Annotated in this window: 21 protein-coding genes and 1 pseudogene; 8 read left to right on the top strand and 14 right to left on the bottom strand. The window is 46.2% G+C overall.

The annotated features are described in order from the left end of the window. Nucleotides 1-52 precede the first annotated feature (52 nt). The 4 genes from QUB44_RS31265 to QUB44_RS22595 form a co-directional block, all read right to left on the bottom strand. Entirely contained in the window at nt 53-334 is a 282-nt protein-coding gene (locus tag QUB44_RS31265; protein WP_445299925.1) for a transposase family protein, read from the bottom strand. Between the two features lie 52 nt (nt 335-386). Beyond that, nucleotides 387-710 (bottom strand): hypothetical protein, encoded by a 324-nt coding sequence (locus tag QUB44_RS22605; protein ID WP_333370939.1) that lies wholly within the window; start codon nt 708-710, stop codon nt 387-389. 79 nt (nt 711-789) lie between these two features. Further along, nucleotides 790-1,062: a hypothetical protein gene (locus tag QUB44_RS22600; RefSeq protein WP_333370937.1), complete on the bottom strand. Its 273-nt coding sequence runs from the start codon at nt 1,060-1,062 to the stop codon at nt 790-792. 338 nt (nt 1,063-1,400) lie between these two features. After that, nucleotides 1,401-3,026, bottom strand: coding sequence for a calcium-binding protein (locus QUB44_RS22595; protein ID WP_333370935.1), 1,626 nt, complete (start codon nt 3,024-3,026; stop codon nt 1,401-1,403). 230 nt (nt 3,027-3,256) lie between these two features. On the opposite strand from QUB44_RS22595, the gene QUB44_RS22590 reads away from it, so the two are divergent. Beyond that, nucleotides 3,257-6,913, top strand: coding sequence for an eIF2A-related protein (locus QUB44_RS22590; protein WP_333370933.1), 3,657 nt, complete (start codon nt 3,257-3,259; stop codon nt 6,911-6,913). A gap of 116 nt (nt 6,914-7,029) precedes the next feature. Here the strand turns inward: QUB44_RS22590 and QUB44_RS22585 are convergent, their stop codons facing one another. Next, the gene (locus QUB44_RS22585; protein ID WP_333370930.1) at nt 7,030-7,668 is read right to left on the bottom strand and encodes a pentapeptide repeat-containing protein; all 639 of its coding nucleotides are present in this window, start codon (nt 7,666-7,668) and stop codon (nt 7,030-7,032) included. 57 nt (nt 7,669-7,725) lie between these two features. Here QUB44_RS22585 and QUB44_RS22580 point away from each other — a divergent pair, with 57 nt between their 5' ends. Both QUB44_RS22580 and QUB44_RS22575 read left to right on the top strand, forming a co-directional pair. Next, complete coding sequence (locus QUB44_RS22580; protein ID WP_333370927.1) at nt 7,726-8,271, top strand: phosphatase domain-containing putative toxin; 546 nt, start codon at nt 7,726-7,728, stop codon at nt 8,269-8,271. A 174-nt stretch (nt 8,272-8,445) separates the two neighbouring features. Continuing rightward, nucleotides 8,446-8,580: pseudogene (locus QUB44_RS22575) on the top strand (glycosyltransferase family 2 protein); the annotation flags it as partial. Between the two features lie 87 nt (nt 8,581-8,667). Here QUB44_RS22575 and QUB44_RS22570 read toward each other — a convergent pair. The 8 genes from QUB44_RS22570 to QUB44_RS22535 form a co-directional block, all read right to left on the bottom strand. After that, on the bottom strand, nt 8,668-8,826 hold the full coding sequence (locus QUB44_RS22570; RefSeq protein WP_333370925.1) for a hypothetical protein: 159 nt from the start codon (nt 8,824-8,826) through the stop codon (nt 8,668-8,670). Nucleotides 8,827-9,318: 492 nt separating this feature from the next. After that, nucleotides 9,319-11,571 (bottom strand): transglycosylase domain-containing protein, encoded by a 2,253-nt coding sequence (locus tag QUB44_RS22565; RefSeq protein ID WP_333370943.1) that lies wholly within the window; start codon nt 11,569-11,571, stop codon nt 9,319-9,321. 336 nt (nt 11,572-11,907) lie between these two features. Continuing rightward, nucleotides 11,908-12,030, bottom strand: coding sequence for a photosystem II reaction center protein J (locus QUB44_RS22560; RefSeq protein ID WP_333109398.1), 123 nt, complete (start codon nt 12,028-12,030; stop codon nt 11,908-11,910). A 69-nt stretch (nt 12,031-12,099) separates the two neighbouring features. Further along, nucleotides 12,100-12,222, bottom strand: a complete 123-nt coding sequence (locus QUB44_RS22555; protein ID WP_015176850.1) for a photosystem II reaction center protein L — start codon at nt 12,220-12,222, stop codon at nt 12,100-12,102. 9 nt (nt 12,223-12,231) lie between these two features. Continuing rightward, the gene (gene psbF, locus QUB44_RS22550) at nt 12,232-12,369 is read right to left on the bottom strand and encodes a cytochrome b559 subunit beta (RefSeq protein WP_006635504.1); all 138 of its coding nucleotides are present in this window, start codon (nt 12,367-12,369) and stop codon (nt 12,232-12,234) included. A gap of 20 nt (nt 12,370-12,389) precedes the next feature. Further along, nucleotides 12,390-12,638, bottom strand: coding sequence for a cytochrome b559 subunit alpha (psbE, locus tag QUB44_RS22545; RefSeq protein ID WP_006635503.1), 249 nt, complete (start codon nt 12,636-12,638; stop codon nt 12,390-12,392). 56 nt (nt 12,639-12,694) lie between these two features. Beyond that, nucleotides 12,695-13,708, bottom strand: coding sequence for a photosynthesis system II assembly factor Ycf48 (locus tag QUB44_RS22540; RefSeq protein ID WP_333370923.1), 1,014 nt, complete (start codon nt 13,706-13,708; stop codon nt 12,695-12,697). After that, a complete protein-coding gene (locus tag QUB44_RS22535) occupies nt 13,695-14,030 on the bottom strand; it encodes a rubredoxin (RefSeq protein WP_333109400.1) in 336 nt (111 codons plus the stop codon). The genes QUB44_RS22540 and QUB44_RS22535 overlap by 14 nt, the downstream gene beginning before the upstream one ends. Nucleotides 14,031-14,396: 366 nt before the next feature. On the opposite strand from QUB44_RS22535, the gene ndhC reads away from it, so the two are divergent. The 3 genes from ndhC to QUB44_RS22520 are packed head-to-tail and all read left to right on the top strand — an operon-like array spanning nt 14,397 to nt 15,968. Further along, the gene (gene ndhC / locus QUB44_RS22530) at nt 14,397-14,759 is read left to right on the top strand and encodes a photosynthetic/respiratory NAD(P)H-quinone oxidoreductase subunit C (protein ID WP_006635500.1); all 363 of its coding nucleotides are present in this window, start codon (nt 14,397-14,399) and stop codon (nt 14,757-14,759) included. Further along, nucleotides 14,750-15,472, top strand: coding sequence for a photosynthetic/respiratory NAD(P)H-quinone oxidoreductase subunit K (gene ndhK, locus QUB44_RS22525; RefSeq protein ID WP_333370921.1), 723 nt, complete (start codon nt 14,750-14,752; stop codon nt 15,470-15,472). The genes ndhC and ndhK overlap by 10 nt, the downstream gene beginning before the upstream one ends. Next, nucleotides 15,465-15,968, top strand: a complete 504-nt coding sequence (locus QUB44_RS22520; RefSeq protein WP_333370919.1) for an NAD(P)H-quinone oxidoreductase subunit J — start codon at nt 15,465-15,467, stop codon at nt 15,966-15,968. Before ndhK ends, QUB44_RS22520 begins: the two co-directional genes overlap by 8 nt. Before the next feature lie 247 nt (nt 15,969-16,215). Here the strand turns inward: QUB44_RS22520 and QUB44_RS22515 are convergent, their stop codons facing one another. Then, entirely contained in the window at nt 16,216-16,635 is a 420-nt protein-coding gene (locus QUB44_RS22515) for a GNAT family N-acetyltransferase (RefSeq protein WP_333370917.1), read from the bottom strand. 175 nt (nt 16,636-16,810) lie between these two features. On the opposite strand from QUB44_RS22515, the gene QUB44_RS22510 reads away from it, so the two are divergent. Continuing rightward, nucleotides 16,811-17,143: a DUF6883 domain-containing protein gene (locus tag QUB44_RS22510; protein WP_333370914.1), complete on the top strand. Its 333-nt coding sequence runs from the start codon at nt 16,811-16,813 to the stop codon at nt 17,141-17,143. 18 nt (nt 17,144-17,161) lie between these two features. Next, complete coding sequence (locus QUB44_RS22505; protein ID WP_333370912.1) at nt 17,162-17,422, top strand: DUF4926 domain-containing protein; 261 nt, start codon at nt 17,162-17,164, stop codon at nt 17,420-17,422. Nucleotides 17,423-17,663 lie beyond the last annotated feature (241 nt).

Raw genomic sequence — 17,663 nt, 5'->3', positions numbered from 1 at the left:
ATAGATAGTCTAGATGGAAGCTCATAACGGTAAATGTATTATTAGGTACATTTTACACCATAAACTCAGAAGAGCCGGATTGATAATCCAAGTCCAGTAACGTCCGACGAAGCGTACTGTAGGAAGGAATCCCATGCTTCGGGAACCCAAACAGCGCAATCAGAGGTTCGCGGTAAGCCTTTAACCAATCCCCGATGGCTAGAAAACCACCACATCCTGCGCTAATCGCCAGGGTAAATAACGCTAAACAGACCGCATACTCATGACGACAGCCCGCTCCACGCCGTGGGTCGGGTAATTCCGAAAATGCTTCTACAATTGCTAGCGAACTCATAAATCATAAGTTAGGGTGAATCCGACTTCTAAACTCTAAACCTAAACCCTGCCTACTGTCTAGAACGAAATAGCCCTGATTGAGAATCAGCAGAATCTAGATAAAAGACTGTGTAAAGATAGGTTTCTTTTTCCGGGTCTTTTGGGTCTAGTTCAACATCTTTGATTTGAAAGTTCAGCTTTCTCCCCTGCTCGTCAACTGCGTTAAACTGTGCGCCTTTTAAGTCTTTGCCTTTAACAATTTCAGTCGTCGAGGCAGTCGCGCTGGTGTCTAGTTCGGTTTTATAAGTTGTGTTTTGATTCTTTGCAAACACTCCACAGCTAACAAGCAACACCGGAAAAACAACAACAAAACTGTATATAAATGTCTTTTTCATAGTTTCAATTTCTGCCAGGGGTTCAGATACCCGGCTTCTTTGAGAAGTCGGGTATCTGGCTTTCAGTTATCTTTAGCAACTATTCAGCAGCAACTCGCGTTACGCCTACAAGCTGTCCACCTTCGACTTTAAGGCTTTGCAATTCCATGCCTTGCAGTTTTGTGGCTTGCATACTCGTGCCCGGGAGCACGACAGCCTTCAATCTCACGCCGTTGACGTGCAAGCCGTTCAGACTCCAGCCGTTCAACCTGAGACCCTGGAGCACGACTCCTGGCCCTGCGTTAGCCGACCCAGAGAAAGCTAAAGAGAGTGCTGCTGTAGCGAGGGCGATCGTTAATACACTTTTCTTCATGGTGAAAATCCTCAACTGTGTTTTCAAGACGTTGCCTATTTGCTGCAATGTTCGGGCTACTAATTCTCGCAACCGATGGCTTGCAGCTTACTAGAGGTTGTTTTCCCTCTAATCCCATCTACAAATTCATCAAAACACCCAGATGACCGAGATCGAGACTGAGAATGTACTGACTTGTGACCGACTTTCGAGTAAATTGCCTTAAGATAATCTGCAGAGCTTTTGTGAAAGGGGAAAGAGAGCGATCGCTCGTTCATAACTGCTACTGTTGCCAGACATCATTCAGTTTGCACAGATCCAAAGCCTAGCCGTGCAGCAGTAGCCTCAACCTACAGAATCTAAGAGAAGATGAAATCGTTCTCAACCAGCGAGGCTGAATCGAAGGTGGACTCAATCAAAATAGTACCGCCGTCGAAATTAATAGGCTGACCGTTTCTCAGATATTCGATCGTACCTAGCAACTGATTGTCTGCAGAGAAGAGTTGGCCGGATTCTGGTAGGTTGAGAATTAGATCGCCATTAAATTCCGTCACAAATGGACCATCTAGTGAGTTAAGCACCCCGTCTGCCCCTTTAATATTCCCGCCCGCGTTAAAATCGAGGAGCTCGAAATTCTTCAGGGTTAACTCCTGATTTGGATTTTTCGGATCGAAATTCCTATTAAGTAAAATATCGAAACCGAACTCAATTTTGTCCAATCCAGGCTGAAACCCTCGGATAGTATCGTTCCCGAAACTGCCGTTGAACTCGTCTCCGGTAAACTTGAAAATATCGCTTTTATCATCAAAGCCAGCACCTTCATTAATACCTCCTACGAGCAAATCGTTGTCTGCACCACCGATGAGGGTATCCTGATCCTCGCCGCCCACGAGTATATCTTGACCACGACTGCCGATCAGTAAATCCTTGCCAGTGAAGCCGTCAAGCTCATTACTTTCAAAAGAGCCAAACTGTTCGTTCTCAGTGCTAGCGTAAAGCGTGTCGTTGCCAGTATCGCCAAAGAGTGTGTCGTTATCCTCACCGCCCTTCAATAAATCGTTGCCCCAATCGCCGTCAAGAACGTCTTCCCCGTTACCTCCCTCCAGGGTGTCATGGTTCCTTCCACCTATGAGGGTATCGTCATCGAAGCCACCTTGGAGGTAGTCTCTACCCCCTCCCCCATCTAGCCAATCATTATCGTTCCCCCCATCCAGACTATCGTTACCAGATCCGCCGTTAATGGTGTCATAACCAAAATCACCTGAAAGAATGTCGTCACCAGAGACACCGTTAATGTTATCGTCGCCTCGATCGCCAAATACTGTATCGTCCCCGCTGTCACCAGAGAGATTATCGTCATCATCGCCCCCCCGCAACAAATCATTGCCTATCCCGCCTCTGATGCGATCGCTGCCAGAGTCGCCAATTAGGGTGTCAAAACCCAATTCACCAAGGATGGTGTCGTTGCCAATGCCGCCCCGAATTAGATCGTCGTTTGGAGTATGAGTAAACAACGGACGGAAGGGTTGGTCGAAGGCAGAGAACAAGGGATTCACCGTTTCGTCGAATTCAGGTGCCGACCTGATATTCGGGCTAGTAATGACATCGTCACCACCAGTAAAAACACTGCCCTCCGAATCGCCGCCGAGAAGATCGTCGTTTGGAGTATGAGTAAACAACGAACCGAAGGGTTCGTCGAAAGCAGAAAACAAGGGATTCACCCTTTCGTCGAACTCAGATGCCGACGGGGTATTCGAGCTAGTAATGACATCGTTACCACCACCAAAAACAGTGCCATTGGAATCGCCGAGAAGTCTGTCATCGCCCCGATCGCCATCAATCGTGTCTGCGCCGAGACCTCCAAATATCTCGTCATTGCCACCCTTACCACCTAGCTTGTCATCACCGCCTAATCCTCGGATGCGATCGGCTTCTTCTGTTCCCGGAAGGTTATTGTTGCTGTTGTTGCCGTTGATGGTTGCCATAGTTATTTCTTCCTTCTTTTCCTGATGTTGTTCAAGCGAGCGCGACTCGATGCTTCCTAGCTTGTTAGCTAAGTGTTTTTACTCGGATCTAGAACCCGCATCGGACTTCTCATCTCTACTAAATTCATCAAAACTTGCCGTTGACCGAGATCGAGACTGAGAACGTACTGATTTGTTACCGACTTCCGCGTAACCTACTAAAATCTGCATAACTTTCGGGGGAATAGGGTATGTCACGATCGCTCAAAGTTCGCAGTGACTGCATTCAGCAAACCAAATTAGCCCTCAAGCGCAATGGCTTTCCCAGCCAAAGAGCCTGTGCTGAAGAATTAGGACTCGCTTTATCCACTCTCAGCAGGTTCCTCACGGGAAAAACCGTTGATTATGCGACTTTTGTCGAAATTTGTGGAAAATTGGCGATCGATTGGCGATCGATCTCTGACTTGGGCGATCGGGTTCTATCCCAGTCTGTAGATGTGGAATCCTCCCTCTTGATGGCCAACAGACACCAAGATTGGGGCGAAGCACCCGATGTCTCGGTTTTCTACGGTCGTAGTGACGAATTGACAACTCTAGAACAATGGATTGTGCAGGATAACTGCCGTTTAGTAGTGTTGCTGGGGATGGGAGGGATTGGTAAAACAGCTTTGGCTGCCAAGCTTGCCCAACAACTACAATCAGGATTTGAATTTGTGATTTGGCGAAGTCTCCGCAATGCCCCTCCGGTAGAAGAGATACTGGCAGAACTGATTCAATTTCTCTCCAACCAAGAAGAAATAAACTTGCCAACCAACTTGGACGGCAGAATTTTGCGGTCGATCGATTATTTACGCTCCTCGCGCTGTCTGCTAGTTTTGGATAATGCTGAATTGGTTTTGCAAGCAGGCGATGAAGTGCGGCATAGCTTTGCTTCACCCATGGGACGCTTTCGAGAAGGATATGAAGGTTACGGTGAGTTACTCAAATGTGTTGGGGAAACACACCACAACAGCAGCTTGATACTAACCAGTCGCGAGAAACCACAAGGAATAACCGCTTTAGAGGGCGAAACCCTACCCGTTCGCTGCTTGCAACTGACAGGTTTACCCGAAGTTCAAGGACGAAAAATTTTCTCTGCGAAGGGGTCTTTTACTGGATCAGAAGATGAATGGACAAGCGTGATTTCACGCTATGGCGGGAATCCCTTAGCTTTAAAGATAGTAGCTTCAGGCGTAACAGATTTTTTTGATAGCAGTATTTCTCGCTTTTTAGAATTTTTAAAGCAAGGTTCGTTTATTTTTGATGATATCCGCGATTTGTTAGAGCGGCAATTTCAGCGACTGAGCGATATAGAACAAGAGATTATGTACTGGTTAGCCATCAATCGCGAACCAGTGTTGTTAGAGCAATTACAAGAGGATTTTGTCTCCCCCATATCAGCTAGCGAACTCCTACAGGCACTAGCCTCTTTGCAACGTCGGTCATTGATTGAAAAAATTGCCGATGGTTTTACACAACAACCTGTCGTTATGGAGTACGTGATTACTCGATTCATTGAGCAGATTTGTGAAGAAATTATTGGATTAAAGGTTGAATGTTTAAAGGTTGAAAATTCTAATAAACATGCTAACTTTCAACCCGATCGCCTTCAACTTTTTAGCAGTCACGCTCTGGTTAAATCTCAAGCCAAAGATTATGTGATAGATACTCAACTTCGCCTCATTATTCAACCAGCGATCAATCGATTAATTACGAGTTTTAGCGACTCAAAAACTCTCGAAAATTGTCTATGTCAAATTCTTGAGATGCTACGAGGGAAACCGCCCCTAAAGACCGGATATGTAAGTGGAAATATTATCAATCTACTTCGTCAATTACAGGTAGATATAAGCGGTTATGACTTTTCAAATCTAACGGTTTGGCAAGCCAACCTCCAGGGGATAAACTTGCACAATGTCAATTTCGCCAATTCTGACCTGTGTCAATCGGTTTTTTCTGACATATTGGGTAATGTTACGTCACTAGCACTGACACCAGATGGCAAATGTGCGGCGACGGCCGATCTATATAATAATATTCACCTGTGGGACGTGCAAAAAGGCAAACAACTTTTGACCTTTCAGGGACACACCCACTGGGTAAAATCAGTTGCTTGGAGTCCAGATAGTCAAACCCTAGCGAGTAGTAGTTATGACCACACAGTGAAGCTTTGGGATGTTCGTACTGGCATCTGTCTAAAAACTTATACCGGACATAGTAATATAGTCTACTCAGTCGCCTTCAGTCCGGATGGTCAAATTTTAGCGAGTGGTAGTGCTGATAACACAGTAAATTTGTGGAATGTCACGACTGATAGTTGCGTTAGAACGTTCACCGGACATACGAATGAAATCTATTCAGTCGCCTTTAGTCGGGATGGTCAAATTTTAGCGAGTGCTAGTGCTGACAGCACGGTAAAGTTTTGGGATGTACGCAAAGGCAAGTGCTTTAAGACGTTGTACGGACATACGAATTCGGTCTATGCAGTCGCCTTCAGTCCGGATGGTCAAACCCTAGCGAGTGGCAGTGCTGACTGCACAGTCAGGCTTTGGGATATCCGTGATGGTCAGTGCGTTAAAATTTGCACGGGACATAGCAGTGTAGTCACATCAGTCGCTTTTAGTCCCCATGGTCAAACCGTAGTGAGTGGTAGTTTTGACAAAACGGTGAAGTTGTGGGATGTTAGCACGGGTAGCTGTGCAAGAACCTTCATCGGACATAGCGATCGCGTAGAGTCCGTTACCTATGCGCTACGCCCAGGCTACGCCAACAGTCAAGATGGTCAAATAGTAGTGAGTGGTAGTTTGGACCGTACAATTCGGTTTTGGGATTGTCAAACAGGCAAATGTTTCAAAACTTACACCGGATATAAATGCAACAGTTGTGTATTAGCAGTTCCTTTTAGTCCCTGCGGTAAGCTCTTAGCTAGTGGCAACATTGACACTACACTGAGGCTGTGGGATGTCAATACTGGCAGTTGCGTGAGAACGTTCACGGGACATACTAAAGCAGTCATAGGAGTCGCATTTAGTCCCGATGGTAAAACAATCGCTAGTGGGGGTGCTGACAAAAGGGTGAAGTTATGGAATGTCAATACGGGCAAGTGCATAAAAACGTTCACAGGACATACTGATTGGGTATATGGAGTTGCCTTTAGTCCAGATGGCAAAACTTTAGCCAGTAGCGGTTTTGACCAGAGTATCAGGTTCTGGGATTGTCAAACGGGTCAATGTTTCCGAACTTGTACCGAACCTAGCAATTCCATATTTTTCCTCTCCACATTTTTCGTCATTTTCAGTCCCAGCAGTAAAACCCTAGCCAGTAGCAGTTTTGACTGTGTAAAATTATGGGATGTCAGCACTGGCAGTTGCTTAAAAACCTTCACTGGACATACAAATAAAGTATCTTCGGTTGCCTTTAGTCCGGATGGTCAAATCGTAGCTAGTGCTAGTGTCGATCAAACGTTGAAGTTGTGGGATGTCAATACGGGTAACTGCATCAAAACATTGACTGGGCATACCAATTGGGTATGGTCAGTTGCTTTTAGCCCAGACGGAAAAACCTTGGTTAGTGGTAGTTGCGATCGAACGGTGAGGCTATGGGATGTCAGCACTGGAAGATGTATCAGAACTCTCACCGGACATACCCGTGAAATCTACTCAGTCAGTTTTAGTCCGGATGGTCAAACTGTAGCAAGTGGCTGTGCTGATGAAACGGCAAGGCTATGGGATGTCAATACGGGTGAGTGCCTAAAAATACTGAAAGTACCCCGACTCTACGAAGGCATGAACATTACTGGGGTTAGAGGTTTAACTGAAGCACAGAAAGCGACGCTGATAGCTCTCGGCGCGATCGCTCATGGGGAATGAATGGGCGCGATCGCTCGATTTGAAAGATGCTGCTTCTCGCGCTCGAATCTGGGGCGATTGGTGGCTGTTTTTTTGTGGAATAGGCATCCTGCCCGTCCTCGATATTGCCCCGAATTTTACTCAACGATCGCTCCATTTAAGGAAGTTTTTCTTAAGTCTGTTCTCGCTAAATTTGCACCTCTTAAATCCGCACCTATTAAGCAAACATTGGTTAAATCTGCATAACTCAAATCAGCACCTCTGAGATTAGCATCCGATAAATTGGCTCCTGATAAATTCGCCCTCACAAGTTGCGATTTACTCAAATTGCTGCCACTCAAATTTGCTGCTGGCATCTGTACCGCCATTAAGTTGGCTTTGCTTAAATTAGTGCCACTGAGGTTAGCCAAATTCAATTTAGCATAACTCAAATCAATGTTTTCCAAGCAAAGTTCGCTCAATTGCGCGCATCGCAAGTTAGCATTAATAAAAAACCTGTCTCCAACCGCATAACGGCGCAGCAATTCGTCAACTTCTAGCCGAATTAAAACGGGTTCGCAAGTATTTTGGTAGCACCACGATGTCTCCAGCAAACTAGCGGCTGCTTCAATTGCTACCTTGTCGGATTTAGGGAGCACCAAACTATTGCACCCATCCCACTCACCGTTGAGCATGAATGCCATGTCAGAAGCTGCTGCTATTGAGTCGCACAGCAAAACGGTTTCTGGTTTGGGTTGCAGCCAGTTCATTAAGGCGATCGAGCTGTTGTTTTTCACTGTTGATTCAGGAGTTGTGCGTCTTTCTTAATTATAGGTAAAAATATTGAAAACAGTATGCACAAATTCGCTGCGGCTTCAGAGAATGAATTAATTGTGTTTGGTGCAGCCAGACCAGGATACCGCGATGCAGAAATTGCTGGGTGGATTGAATTTATGCAGGGACATAATATCAAGCAAGTTTGCTGCTTGCTGGCTCAGACGCAACTCATCCGCTACACTGATTTACTGGCAACATATCGGAACATCTTTGGGTGCGATCGAGTTTGCTGGGCACCGATTGCAGACTTTGAATTGGTCGATCGCGATATTTTAGTCGATCACATATTGCCTTTTTTGGAATCTGCAAATAGCAAAGGCGAACGGGTAGTAGTTCACTGTTCTGGGGGGATCGGACGTACAGGACAGGTTTTGGCTGCTTGGTTGGTCAGCGGGCGGGGATTGTCTAACAAACAGGCGATCGCAGCAGTAAAAAAAACTGGCAGAAATCCCTATGAAGCAGCAATCGTAGCTTGTTTGAAAGGTCGAAACCCCTGGCTAGTCGTTGAAGAACTTAATGCTCTCTTAGATGATTGTCGCCTTGCTGCGAGAAATGATATATAGCACTATAGCAACTATATATAGCAATCTGATTTGAGTCTCACAACACAACACCCTCTTGTCTTCCTAGACTTCTTGTATAGCAAGACTTTCAGATTTTACAGATATAGAAAATCACTTAGGATTGCTATATATGTGCCAATTGCCTAAGTCCTAAAAGATTTAAAAGACTCGGCTTCCTACGATCGAACTCAGGTATCCAATAAATGGCTGTTTTGGCTGTCACCGTTAGCCGATCCGCTGGCGTTTTTGCTAATTTTCATTTCTGCTTTAAATCAGCTTACTCAGTGGCGCGGCAGAAAGTATGAATAATCGTTAAATTTTTGCTAGACCTTTTAAAATTGGTAGAAGTGCGAGATTCCTTTTGGATCGAATGGGACTCGTACTTTTCTTCTTTCCCTAAATTAACCGGAAATTAGCGGATGTAATCGCATTGCCACTCACTCCTGTTATGACACCTAACTCCTCTCCTGTCAAGACATTTTTGATGAGAGTTCCCTGAGTATTTTGAGTGCTTGCTAACTGAGCAAAGCTTAAACCTTCGCTTAATCTAATCAAATTTTGACCCCTTGTAAAATCAGCAATCCGGTCAAATCCTTGACCAGCTTTTAAGACAAAGATACAGCATATTCGATATATTCCATGTAGATATACTTCATAAACCTGGAGTACGCTGTATCTTTCCTAAAAATACAGCGGTTGTAACTTTTGCAGGAGATTTACATTTCTGGATTACTTATACTTTCCGGGCCTTTATTGTACTGCACACGATCGACCAACGAAAATATGTGCGATCGTTTTGGAGACGAACAACCCAAGCCCTGAAAAAATCCTCGCTAAGTTAACCTTAATCAGCCTGGGAATCAATAACGTATTGATGTCATTGATCGCGGGGATTGTTAGCTGGCGCGCCCTCTTAGAAAAGCAATCGCAGCATCTGTTTTTCATGGGTTCTGCCTTGAGGATTCGGAGATTGAGTTGACAAGCTGTACCGTATTTAAATTGTATATTTCAATGCCGTATCAAAATTCTTCCAATCCCCGCACCTACTCAACGCGCCACCTGCCGCATATATTCCCCCCACAACTGAGCGGCATTTGAACTACCTCCCCCAGTCGGAGAATTATCATCATTTCCCAACCAAACTCCTGTCACCAGTTGCTGACTCGGAATATAACCGACAAACCACAAATCTCTATTATCATTAGTCGTGCCTGTTTTTCCAGCTTCTCCCAATCCCAAAGCTGCACTGCTACCCGTACCTCCCCGCACCACACCTTGCAGCATATCAGTCATCGTATCCGCTACTGCTTCAGAAACTAACTGCCGATTGGCAACGCCATCTTTTTGATACTCATAAATTACCCGGCAACTGTTAAAATCATTTCGATCTTTGCAATCGCTGCTGTCAATAATTCGCTTAATTACGTGGGGGCGATTTCCCAAACCCCGATTGGCCAAAACCCCGAAAGCACCCGTTAATTGCAACACATTAACTTCACTTTCACCTAATACTAAACCAGGGTTAGAACGCAGTTCAGAAGTAATTCCCAAACGTCTAGCCATTCCCACTACATTGTCTAAACCGACATCTTGTGCAATTCTCAAAGCAACTGCATTTTCCGACTGTGCTAAACCCCGATACATATCTGTACTACCGCTGGTTCTTTCGCAGCCGCTGTAACTTTGTCCGCCCCAAGAAAGGGGGGCGCAAGAATAAGTTTTATCGGGTGAGATTCCCTGTTCCAGGGCGGCTGCATAGGTAAAAATCTTAAATGTAGAACCGGGCTGTCTTAAAGCTTGGGTAGCCCGATTAAACTGACTTTTTAAGTAATCTACGCCCCCAACTAAAGCTAAGACTTCCCCGGTTGTACTATTGAGAGTTACCACGGCTCCTTGAGAAAAACCTGCACGGGCTCCCGCATTTTCAACAGCATTTCTGAGTGAACTTTCCGCCAACTTTTGCAGGCCGGGATTCAAACCTGTTTCTACAATAAAATTGCCTTCTCTGGCTAACTGCTCCCCTAGCAAAAACTCCAATTCGTCAAATACATAACTGTAGAAATAAGGAGCGATCGTACTTTGCAAATATTGACGAGCTTTGGGATTGATATCAATTCGCGATCGCCTCGCGCGATCGGCTTCTTCCTGAGAAACCGTGCCCAGTGCCCGCATCCGTTCGATTACTCGATCGCGGTACTGTACCGCCAACTGATAATTTTGAATCGGATTAAAACTGTTTGGCGCAGGCAAAATGCCCGCCAAAGTTGCCGCCTCTGACAAAGTTAAATCCTTCGCAGACTTCCCAAAATAAAACCGAGCCGCATCCTCAAAACCGTAAAGGTCAATTCCCAAAAACACGCGATTCAAATAAGTCAGCAACAGCTCATCTTTGCTGTAATAATTCTCCAGTTTCAACGCAACTACCGCTTCCCGTAACTTGCGTCCGGCCGAATCTTGAGTTCCCACATAATCTCGAAACAAACTCCTCGCTAACTGCTGCGTCACAGTGCTGCCGCCTTCGCGAATTCCTCCCCCGCGAACATTAGTCAAAAGCGCGCGCAAAACTCCGATCGGATCTACCCCCAAATGCCAATTGTAGCGGCTGTCTTCCGAAGCAAGTACCGCCTTGGATAAATAAGGCGAAAAATCCTGCAATTGCTTTAATTCTAAGTGAGCGTTATTCTGAGGAGGACGCAGCGGAGTTTGCCCATCGCGGGCGTAAACAATCACGGGGCCATTGATACTTCTCGGCAAAGGCCGCACTTTAAACTTTGTCGATTCCATGCCTACCAACACCGCAATCAAAGCGGTGATTCCGCTGACGCCGTAAAAGCTGTAACGCAGAAGTTGCAAATACCAAGGTGGCGGATATACGTACTGAATTCTGACAGCGGCGGCTAGTTCTGGCGGCCCTAAAGTGAACACGTCTCCGTGACGCAGGGACATACTTTTAACTCGCCTTTTGCCATTGTAAATGCCGTTGGTGGAGTCTTCATCTTTGATGACAAAAGGAGTCCGCCGCCGAGTATCGCGCGACAGGGATAAGTGCACGTGACTGACAACGGGATTGCGAACCACAATATCTGAAGATTTGGACGATCGACCTAACAAATATCGATCGCCCAACAGCGGATAAACCTCAGCTTTAGCTGCACCCGCATCCTGCACCCACAGTTCGGGTACTTTGGCATTAGGTTTCAGCGCTAGCTGGTTAAAATTAACCTTGGCAATAGTCTGGACTGCTTGGGTAATAGCACCCAAGACGGTTTGAGGTTTGCGGGGCGGCTGCGGTGGGGTCATATTTCGCTGTAGACTACGATCGAGCGATCGGCTCTTGCACCATTCTACTCGCAACTTTTGGCTAATTTCACGATCTGCCCACACTCGATCGGCGATCGTCGGCTAATGGCGATCAATTTTGGGGTTATTAGTGAACCCGCAAGGCGAGCCGTTTATTTAGCCAATCTCCACCCAACCACCAAAAATCCCTCTCTCACCCGATAATTAAATTCTCATAAACTTGCCCCAAAATTAATACTTTCGATAACATTTACCCCGATTTACCGACAAACTTCGCATAATTAAAACCCCCCTTTTTCAAGGGGGGTTAAAAGCCGAAAATCAGCTTGATTCTCCTTACATCGAAGAACCCAAACCGGCATAAGCACCGTAGAAGAAAAGACTCACAATGGTGAGAACACCGAGGCCTGCAACAGTAGCTACCAGCCACAAAGGAATTCTGCCACTTTCACTAAACATAGCCATCACCTCACTAATTCACAGCTAAACACATTCGATCGAACTATTGAAATCAAACTCAGACACCAGTTAATTAAAGAAATAACTGGAAAACAAAATACCCAAAACAAAAATCAGCAACAAACCCAAATACAAAGAAGTCCGGTTTAACTCAACAGGCTGCTCGTTGGGATTAGGAACGCGCTCAGGCATTGTAAACTCCTATCGTTGAATAAATTGCATTGCTGCGATCGCGCCCAAAAAGAAAATTGTTGGGACACCTAAAGTATGAACTGCCAACCACCGCACCGTAAAAATCGGATACGAAATTGGCTCATTGTTGGGGGTTCTACTCGTCATTTTTCCAAATCCTTGTTAAATTACTTGGCAATGAACTGATCTACTTGTTTCTTAGCTTCAAAGCGATCCGAGATAATCGGCACTTCTTCCCGCTGCGGTGTGAAATACTGGTTAGGGCGAGGAGTTCCGAAAGCATCGTAAGCCAAACCCGTTTGCACAAACAGCCATCCAGCAATAAACAAAGCCGGAATGGTGATGCTGTGAATTACCCAATAACGGATACTTGTAATAATGTCCCCAAACGGACGTTCTCCAGTTGTACCAGCCATTTAGAATCCTCCTTTCAACAACAAATTGACAGACAATCTCTATTACTATTCTACTATCAAGCAGCTTGCGCTGAACCTTGATATTTAAGTAGAGTACCGCTCGCGCCGATCACAAATCCGCGATCGGGGCCCATAAAGACAATCCTGTAAAAATTAGCGGGAACATCTTCTACTTCGCGGTCTTTTAGCCAAGTTTTCCCGCCGTCCAAACTGCACAGCAAATTGCCGCCACCGCCGGCTACCCAAACTTCATTATCAGTCCGGTAAGCCATGTCGAGCAAACCCCAACTCGCCTTGCGATCGGGAAAAAACGGTTTTCCCCAACCTTCAGCACTTTCCGGGTCGCTAAACTGAATCTGACCGCCGCGGGCGAGCATCCACAAACGCCCGTCCTTGGTAAAGCCCATATTTTGCAGGCGGCGAGAACTATTGCGGTTGTGAGGTTCCCAAGCTTCTTGTCCGGGTTTCCACACCGAGTAGAAATTGCCCTTTGAGGAAACCGCAACATACTGCCCGTCTTCAGAACGGTTGATATTGCGAACTACCCCAAAAGAATCCTGCACGACAGCTTTCCAATTTTTGCCGCCGTCCGAAGTTCGGTAAATCGCCCCGACATCGGTCGTCATCTCGGCGGAATTCGGGCCCAAAGCCGCGATCGTACTTGGAGAACCGGGCAACTGACTGCTCAAAGCAATCCGCGTCCAAGACTTACCCTCATCGTTCGTGTGGAGCAAAACAGAAGGCTGGCCGACAATCCAGCCTTCGGAACCGGAGAAACTCACCGACGCAAAACGCGACCTCGGATCGTCGATATCCAGTGCTATAGACTTCCAGCTACTACCGCCGTCGAGCGTTTCGAGCAGAGTCGCCTCAGAACCCACAACCCAGCCGTGCTGAGGATTGCCCGTAAAGGCAATATCCTGCAAATTAGCTTCCGTCGGCAAGGAAATCACTTGCCAGGGGTTGTAACTCACAGAACCGATGGTGCTGCAACTCGTACAGATGAGGGCAGCGGCCAATAACATTACAATTCGTTGCCAAAATCTCACAATCGTTTTACTGCAAACCATACATACTAAGTAACAACAAGAAACCAACGACCAAGCCGCCAAAAATCAGCAAACTTTTCTGACCTTCGGTCATGCCGTTGACACCGACACCGTAGCGCTGATTTGCCTTAAATCCCGATACCCCTTCCATCTGACCGAGATTTTGAAACACCGATTTGCGTGCCCCGCAAACGGGACAGACCCAAGTTTGGGGCAAATCTTCAAAAGCCGTGCCCGGGGCAATGTCAATTTTAGGATTTCCCTTTTTCGGCTCATAGACGTAGCCGCAGGCGCGGCACTCGTGCCGATCGAGGGTTTTGGTCTCAGTGGCTCGATCGCTCATAAATCCAAAATTATGGGTCAGCTAATCGTGAAGTACCTCAACTAAACTTCGTTCGAGTTGGGGCTTCCAACTAAAACTCATATTAGGACGGTCTTATTCGTCTTCAAGGTTTCCCGTCTCAACCGCCGATGCCACGTTAGGTACACCACTTGGGTGTTCGACACTTAAGTCGAGGATGGTCTTACTTAGCGTCCACAGGCAGCCGCCCGTCTTCCACAGGCAGTTACAATATTAAAATATACATTAAAAATTATTGCAGAAGATGGACGATCAATCTCAACCAACTCGTAATTTTAGCTACCCAAAATCTATATAATGTAACAGACAAGTTACAGAACCCTTTCACCTAGGCAGTAATTATTCACCGTGTTTGCACTCAGCGGCTACGAGTATTTCTTAGGCTTCCTGTTAATTTCCAGCCTAGTCCCTATCCTCGCCCTCACGGCGTCTAAGGTACTGCGCCCCAAAAGTCGTCCCTACGACCGACGCACTACCTACGAATCCGGCGTCGAGCCGATCGGCGGAGCCTGGATTCAGTTCAACATCAGATATTATATGTTCGCCTTGGTCTTCGTCATCTTCGACGTAGAGACCGTCTTCCTCTATCCTTGGGCGGTTGCTTTCAACCAGCTAGGACTCTTGGCTTTCATCGAAGCCTTGTTTTTTATCACGATCCTCGTTATTGCTCTTGTCTATGCATGGCGCAAAGGAGCCTTGGAATGGTCTTAAGTTCTGACAAATCACAAAAAGCGCTGATCAACCCTGTAGAGCGCCCCGAAGTTACATCGCAACTCTCAGAGAACGTCATCTTGACAACAGTGGATGACCTCTACAATTGGGCGAGACTTTCGAGCCTGTGGCCGCTGCTTTTCGGCACAGCCTGCTGCTTCATCGAATTTGCAGCTTTGATCGGATCGCGCTTTGACTTCGACAGATTCGGCTTAGTACCGCGATCGAGCCCCCGGCAAGCCGACTTGATCATCACCGCCGGCACAATTACCATGAAGTACGCCCCCATCTTGGTGCGGCTGTACGAACAAATGCCGGAACCCAAATACGTAATCGCGATGGGCGCTTGCACCATCACAGGCGGAATGTTCAGCATGGACTCCACCACAGCAGTCAGAGGCGTTGACAAACTAATTCCTGTAGACGTGTACATCCCCGGCTGTCCTCCCCGCCCAGAAGCGATTATTGACGCAATTATCAAACTGCGGAAAAAAATCGCCAACGATTCGATGCAAGAACGTGGCAACTTGCTCCCCACCCACCGCTACTACACCAGGCCCCACAAAATGAAGGTAGTAGACGACATTTTGGATGGCAAATATTTGTCAATTCCCGGCCGGATGGCGCCACCAAAGGAATTGACGGAAGCTATGGGAATGCCCGTACCACCGGCCCTGCTTGCATCACAAAAACAGGAGGTAAACCGTGGCTGAGCAAGAATCTGCGATCGTTGAAGCAGGTAAAGTTTCCCAATGGTTGACTCAGAATGGCTTCGATCACGAAGCTTTAGCGGCCGATAATTTGGGTGTGGAGATCTTAAAGGTCGATCGAGACTTCTTAATTCCAATGTCAACAGCACTGTATGCCTACGGGTTTAATTATATGCAGTGCCAGTGCGCCTACGACCAAGGGCCGGGACAAGATTTAGTCAGCGTCTACCACTTGGCTAAGCTGACAGACAATGCTTCCCATCCCGAAGAAGTCCGCGTCAAAGTATTCATACCCCGCGAAGATCCCAGAGTGCCATCAGTCTACTGGATTTGGAAAGCAGCCGACTTTCAAGAGCGGGAATCCTACGATATGTATGGCATTGTCTACGAAGGACATCCGAATCTGAAACGGATTTTGATGAACGAAGATTGGGTAGGCTGGCCGCTGCGGAAAGATTACATTTCCCCTGATTTCTACGAATTGCAAGACGCTTATTAACGGAGTTTTGCGAGGGCGGGTTTGAGCATAAAATTGGGCTTTGGGAGTCAAGTTTTATGCAAAACCCGCCCTCTATTTTTTTAATTAACTGGTTCCTAGGCTCGATCTGGGAACCGATGTCCAGAGGCTATGCCTCGCTGGTAAAAATTGGAAGAGCACGACACGGATTTTGACACGGATACACGGATGATCAGAGCGATCGCACTGATGATCAGAGCGATCGCACTGATTTAGCAATATACATGAATTACAACGGGAGTGAGTAATGATAGAACACCTCATCTTTGACATATCCACGAGATTCGTAAAGTGATTGCGCGCTTTGATTGGTTATCTGCGTACATAATGCAATTCTCACGGCACCCGTTTGACCTGCAAAGCTTTCCGCCACTTGCATTAATTGTGTCCCAACACCTTGCCGGCGAGCCGTTTCTTCAACAAACAAATCATTCAAAATCCAAACTCGTTTCATTGAAACTGACGAAAAACTCGGATAAAGCTGAGTAAAACCCACACCACGAAGTTCATCCAACGCAATCAATATTGTTGAGTCACCCTGTTGGAAACGCATTTGGATAAACTGACGGGCTGCATCAAGATCCGAAACCTGACCGTAAAAGATGCGATAGCGATCAAACAACCGCGTCACCTCATCCAAATCATCCATGTGCGCCAACCGAACTTCCATCCCAAACCTCAATCACAATTCACCCGATTATAACAGATGTTTCATTACTAGAATACGGGGATTTTCAGACACCGAAAGTTCAATCTCCAGAAATTTAGCCTGCATCACAAATTTCGAGATAAACTGAGGGCTGCTTATTCGTATCAGCTTTTCTATGCTCATTCCAAATGCAAAGAATGCAGTTGTTGATATTCGTAAACTTCGTGACTACTGCCTAAATCCAGAACACGATGATGGTAAACACAAAGCGCGACTTTTTTCGTCAATTCTTGGGATGACGCCTGACAATGCTGAGGAATTGCGCCAAATTTTGCTTGAAGTCATTCAAAGTCATGAAGCTCAGTTAGGTAGGCGGGATGGGTTCGGGCAACGCTACACCCTAGATTTCACGATTGAATGGCAAAATAGAAGTGCAACCCTTCGGAGTGGCTGGATTATTGAGCATGATTCGGAAATTCCGAGATTAACAACCTGCTATCCTATGTAATGTCTGGAGGCAATAAGAGTGATAAAGAATACAATTAAATTACTAGATGTCGTTGCCTTGACAGTTGACCTTCCTGAATACAATCTGTGGCGCGGACAAGTTGGGACAGTGGTTGAACTGTTGGCTGATGGTGCAGCGTTTGAGGTTGAATTTAGCGATCGCAACGGACGCACTTATGAATCTGTCGGGCTGCATCCAGAGCAAATAATGGTCTTGTACTTTGAGCCAGCATCACCTGATATCAAACCCGAAATGGTTACAGCATACGCAGCCGAATAACTTGCGGAATTTATAAAAAATTGGATTTCAGGTTGATAAGTGAGTATCCACTCAATAACCCGGCGTAAATCGCTCAACGATGCACATCAAATGACGCAAAATTGTTCATGAGTGGGTAGTCCGCCCCGAATTATTGAGCGGATACAAATTTCTCAACTTGGAATCATTCCCTCTCTCTCCACTATTATTTGCGAAAAATCTTCTCTTCATCCCTTGGGCTTGTCTTGGCAACTAGAATAAT

The organism is Microcoleus sp. AT3-D2 (genome assembly GCF_036705715.1).
Taxonomy (GTDB): domain Bacteria; phylum Cyanobacteriota; class Cyanobacteriia; order Cyanobacteriales; family Microcoleaceae; genus Microcoleus.
Note: the sequence above shows the minus strand (reverse complement) of the source record. Positions and strands in the feature narration are given on the sequence as shown.

Excerpts from the sequence above, each read along its gene's own strand:
- QUB44_RS31265 (WP_445299925.1), bottom strand. The coding sequence starts at position 334 with ATGAGTTCGCTAGCAATTGTAGAAGCATTTTCGGAATTACCCGACCCA.
- QUB44_RS22605 (WP_333370939.1), bottom strand. The coding sequence starts at position 710 with ATGAAAAAGACATTTATATACAGTTTTGTTGTTGTTTTTCCGGTGTTG.
- QUB44_RS22600 (WP_333370937.1), bottom strand. The coding sequence starts at position 1,062 with ATGAAGAAAAGTGTATTAACGATCGCCCTCGCTACAGCAGCACTCTCT.
- QUB44_RS22595 (WP_333370935.1), bottom strand. The coding sequence starts at position 3,026 with ATGGCAACCATCAACGGCAACAACAGCAACAATAACCTTCCGGGAACA.
- QUB44_RS22590 (WP_333370933.1), top strand. The coding sequence starts at position 3,257 with ATGTCACGATCGCTCAAAGTTCGCAGTGACTGCATTCAGCAAACCAAA.
- QUB44_RS22580 (WP_333370927.1), top strand. The coding sequence starts at position 7,726 with ATGCACAAATTCGCTGCGGCTTCAGAGAATGAATTAATTGTGTTTGGT.
- QUB44_RS22565 (WP_333370943.1), bottom strand. The coding sequence starts at position 11,571 with ATGACCCCACCGCAGCCGCCCCGCAAACCTCAAACCGTCTTGGGTGCT.
- QUB44_RS22560 (WP_333109398.1), bottom strand. The coding sequence starts at position 12,030 with ATGTTTAGTGAAAGTGGCAGAATTCCTTTGTGGCTGGTAGCTACTGTT.
- QUB44_RS22555 (WP_015176850.1), bottom strand. The coding sequence starts at position 12,222 with ATGCCTGAGCGCGTTCCTAATCCCAACGAGCAGCCTGTTGAGTTAAAC.
- psbF (WP_006635504.1), bottom strand. The coding sequence starts at position 12,369 with ATGACGAGTAGAACCCCCAACAATGAGCCAATTTCGTATCCGATTTTT.
- psbE (WP_006635503.1), bottom strand. The coding sequence starts at position 12,638 with ATGGCTGGTACAACTGGAGAACGTCCGTTTGGGGACATTATTACAAGT.
- QUB44_RS22540 (WP_333370923.1), bottom strand. The coding sequence starts at position 13,708 with ATGGTTTGCAGTAAAACGATTGTGAGATTTTGGCAACGAATTGTAATG.
- QUB44_RS22535 (WP_333109400.1), bottom strand. The coding sequence starts at position 14,030 with ATGAGCGATCGAGCCACTGAGACCAAAACCCTCGATCGGCACGAGTGC.
- ndhK (WP_333370921.1), top strand. The coding sequence starts at position 14,750 with ATGGTCTTAAGTTCTGACAAATCACAAAAAGCGCTGATCAACCCTGTA.
- QUB44_RS22515 (WP_333370917.1), bottom strand. The coding sequence starts at position 16,635 with ATGGATGATTTGGATGAGGTGACGCGGTTGTTTGATCGCTATCGCATC.
- QUB44_RS22510 (WP_333370914.1), top strand. The coding sequence starts at position 16,811 with ATGCTCATTCCAAATGCAAAGAATGCAGTTGTTGATATTCGTAAACTT.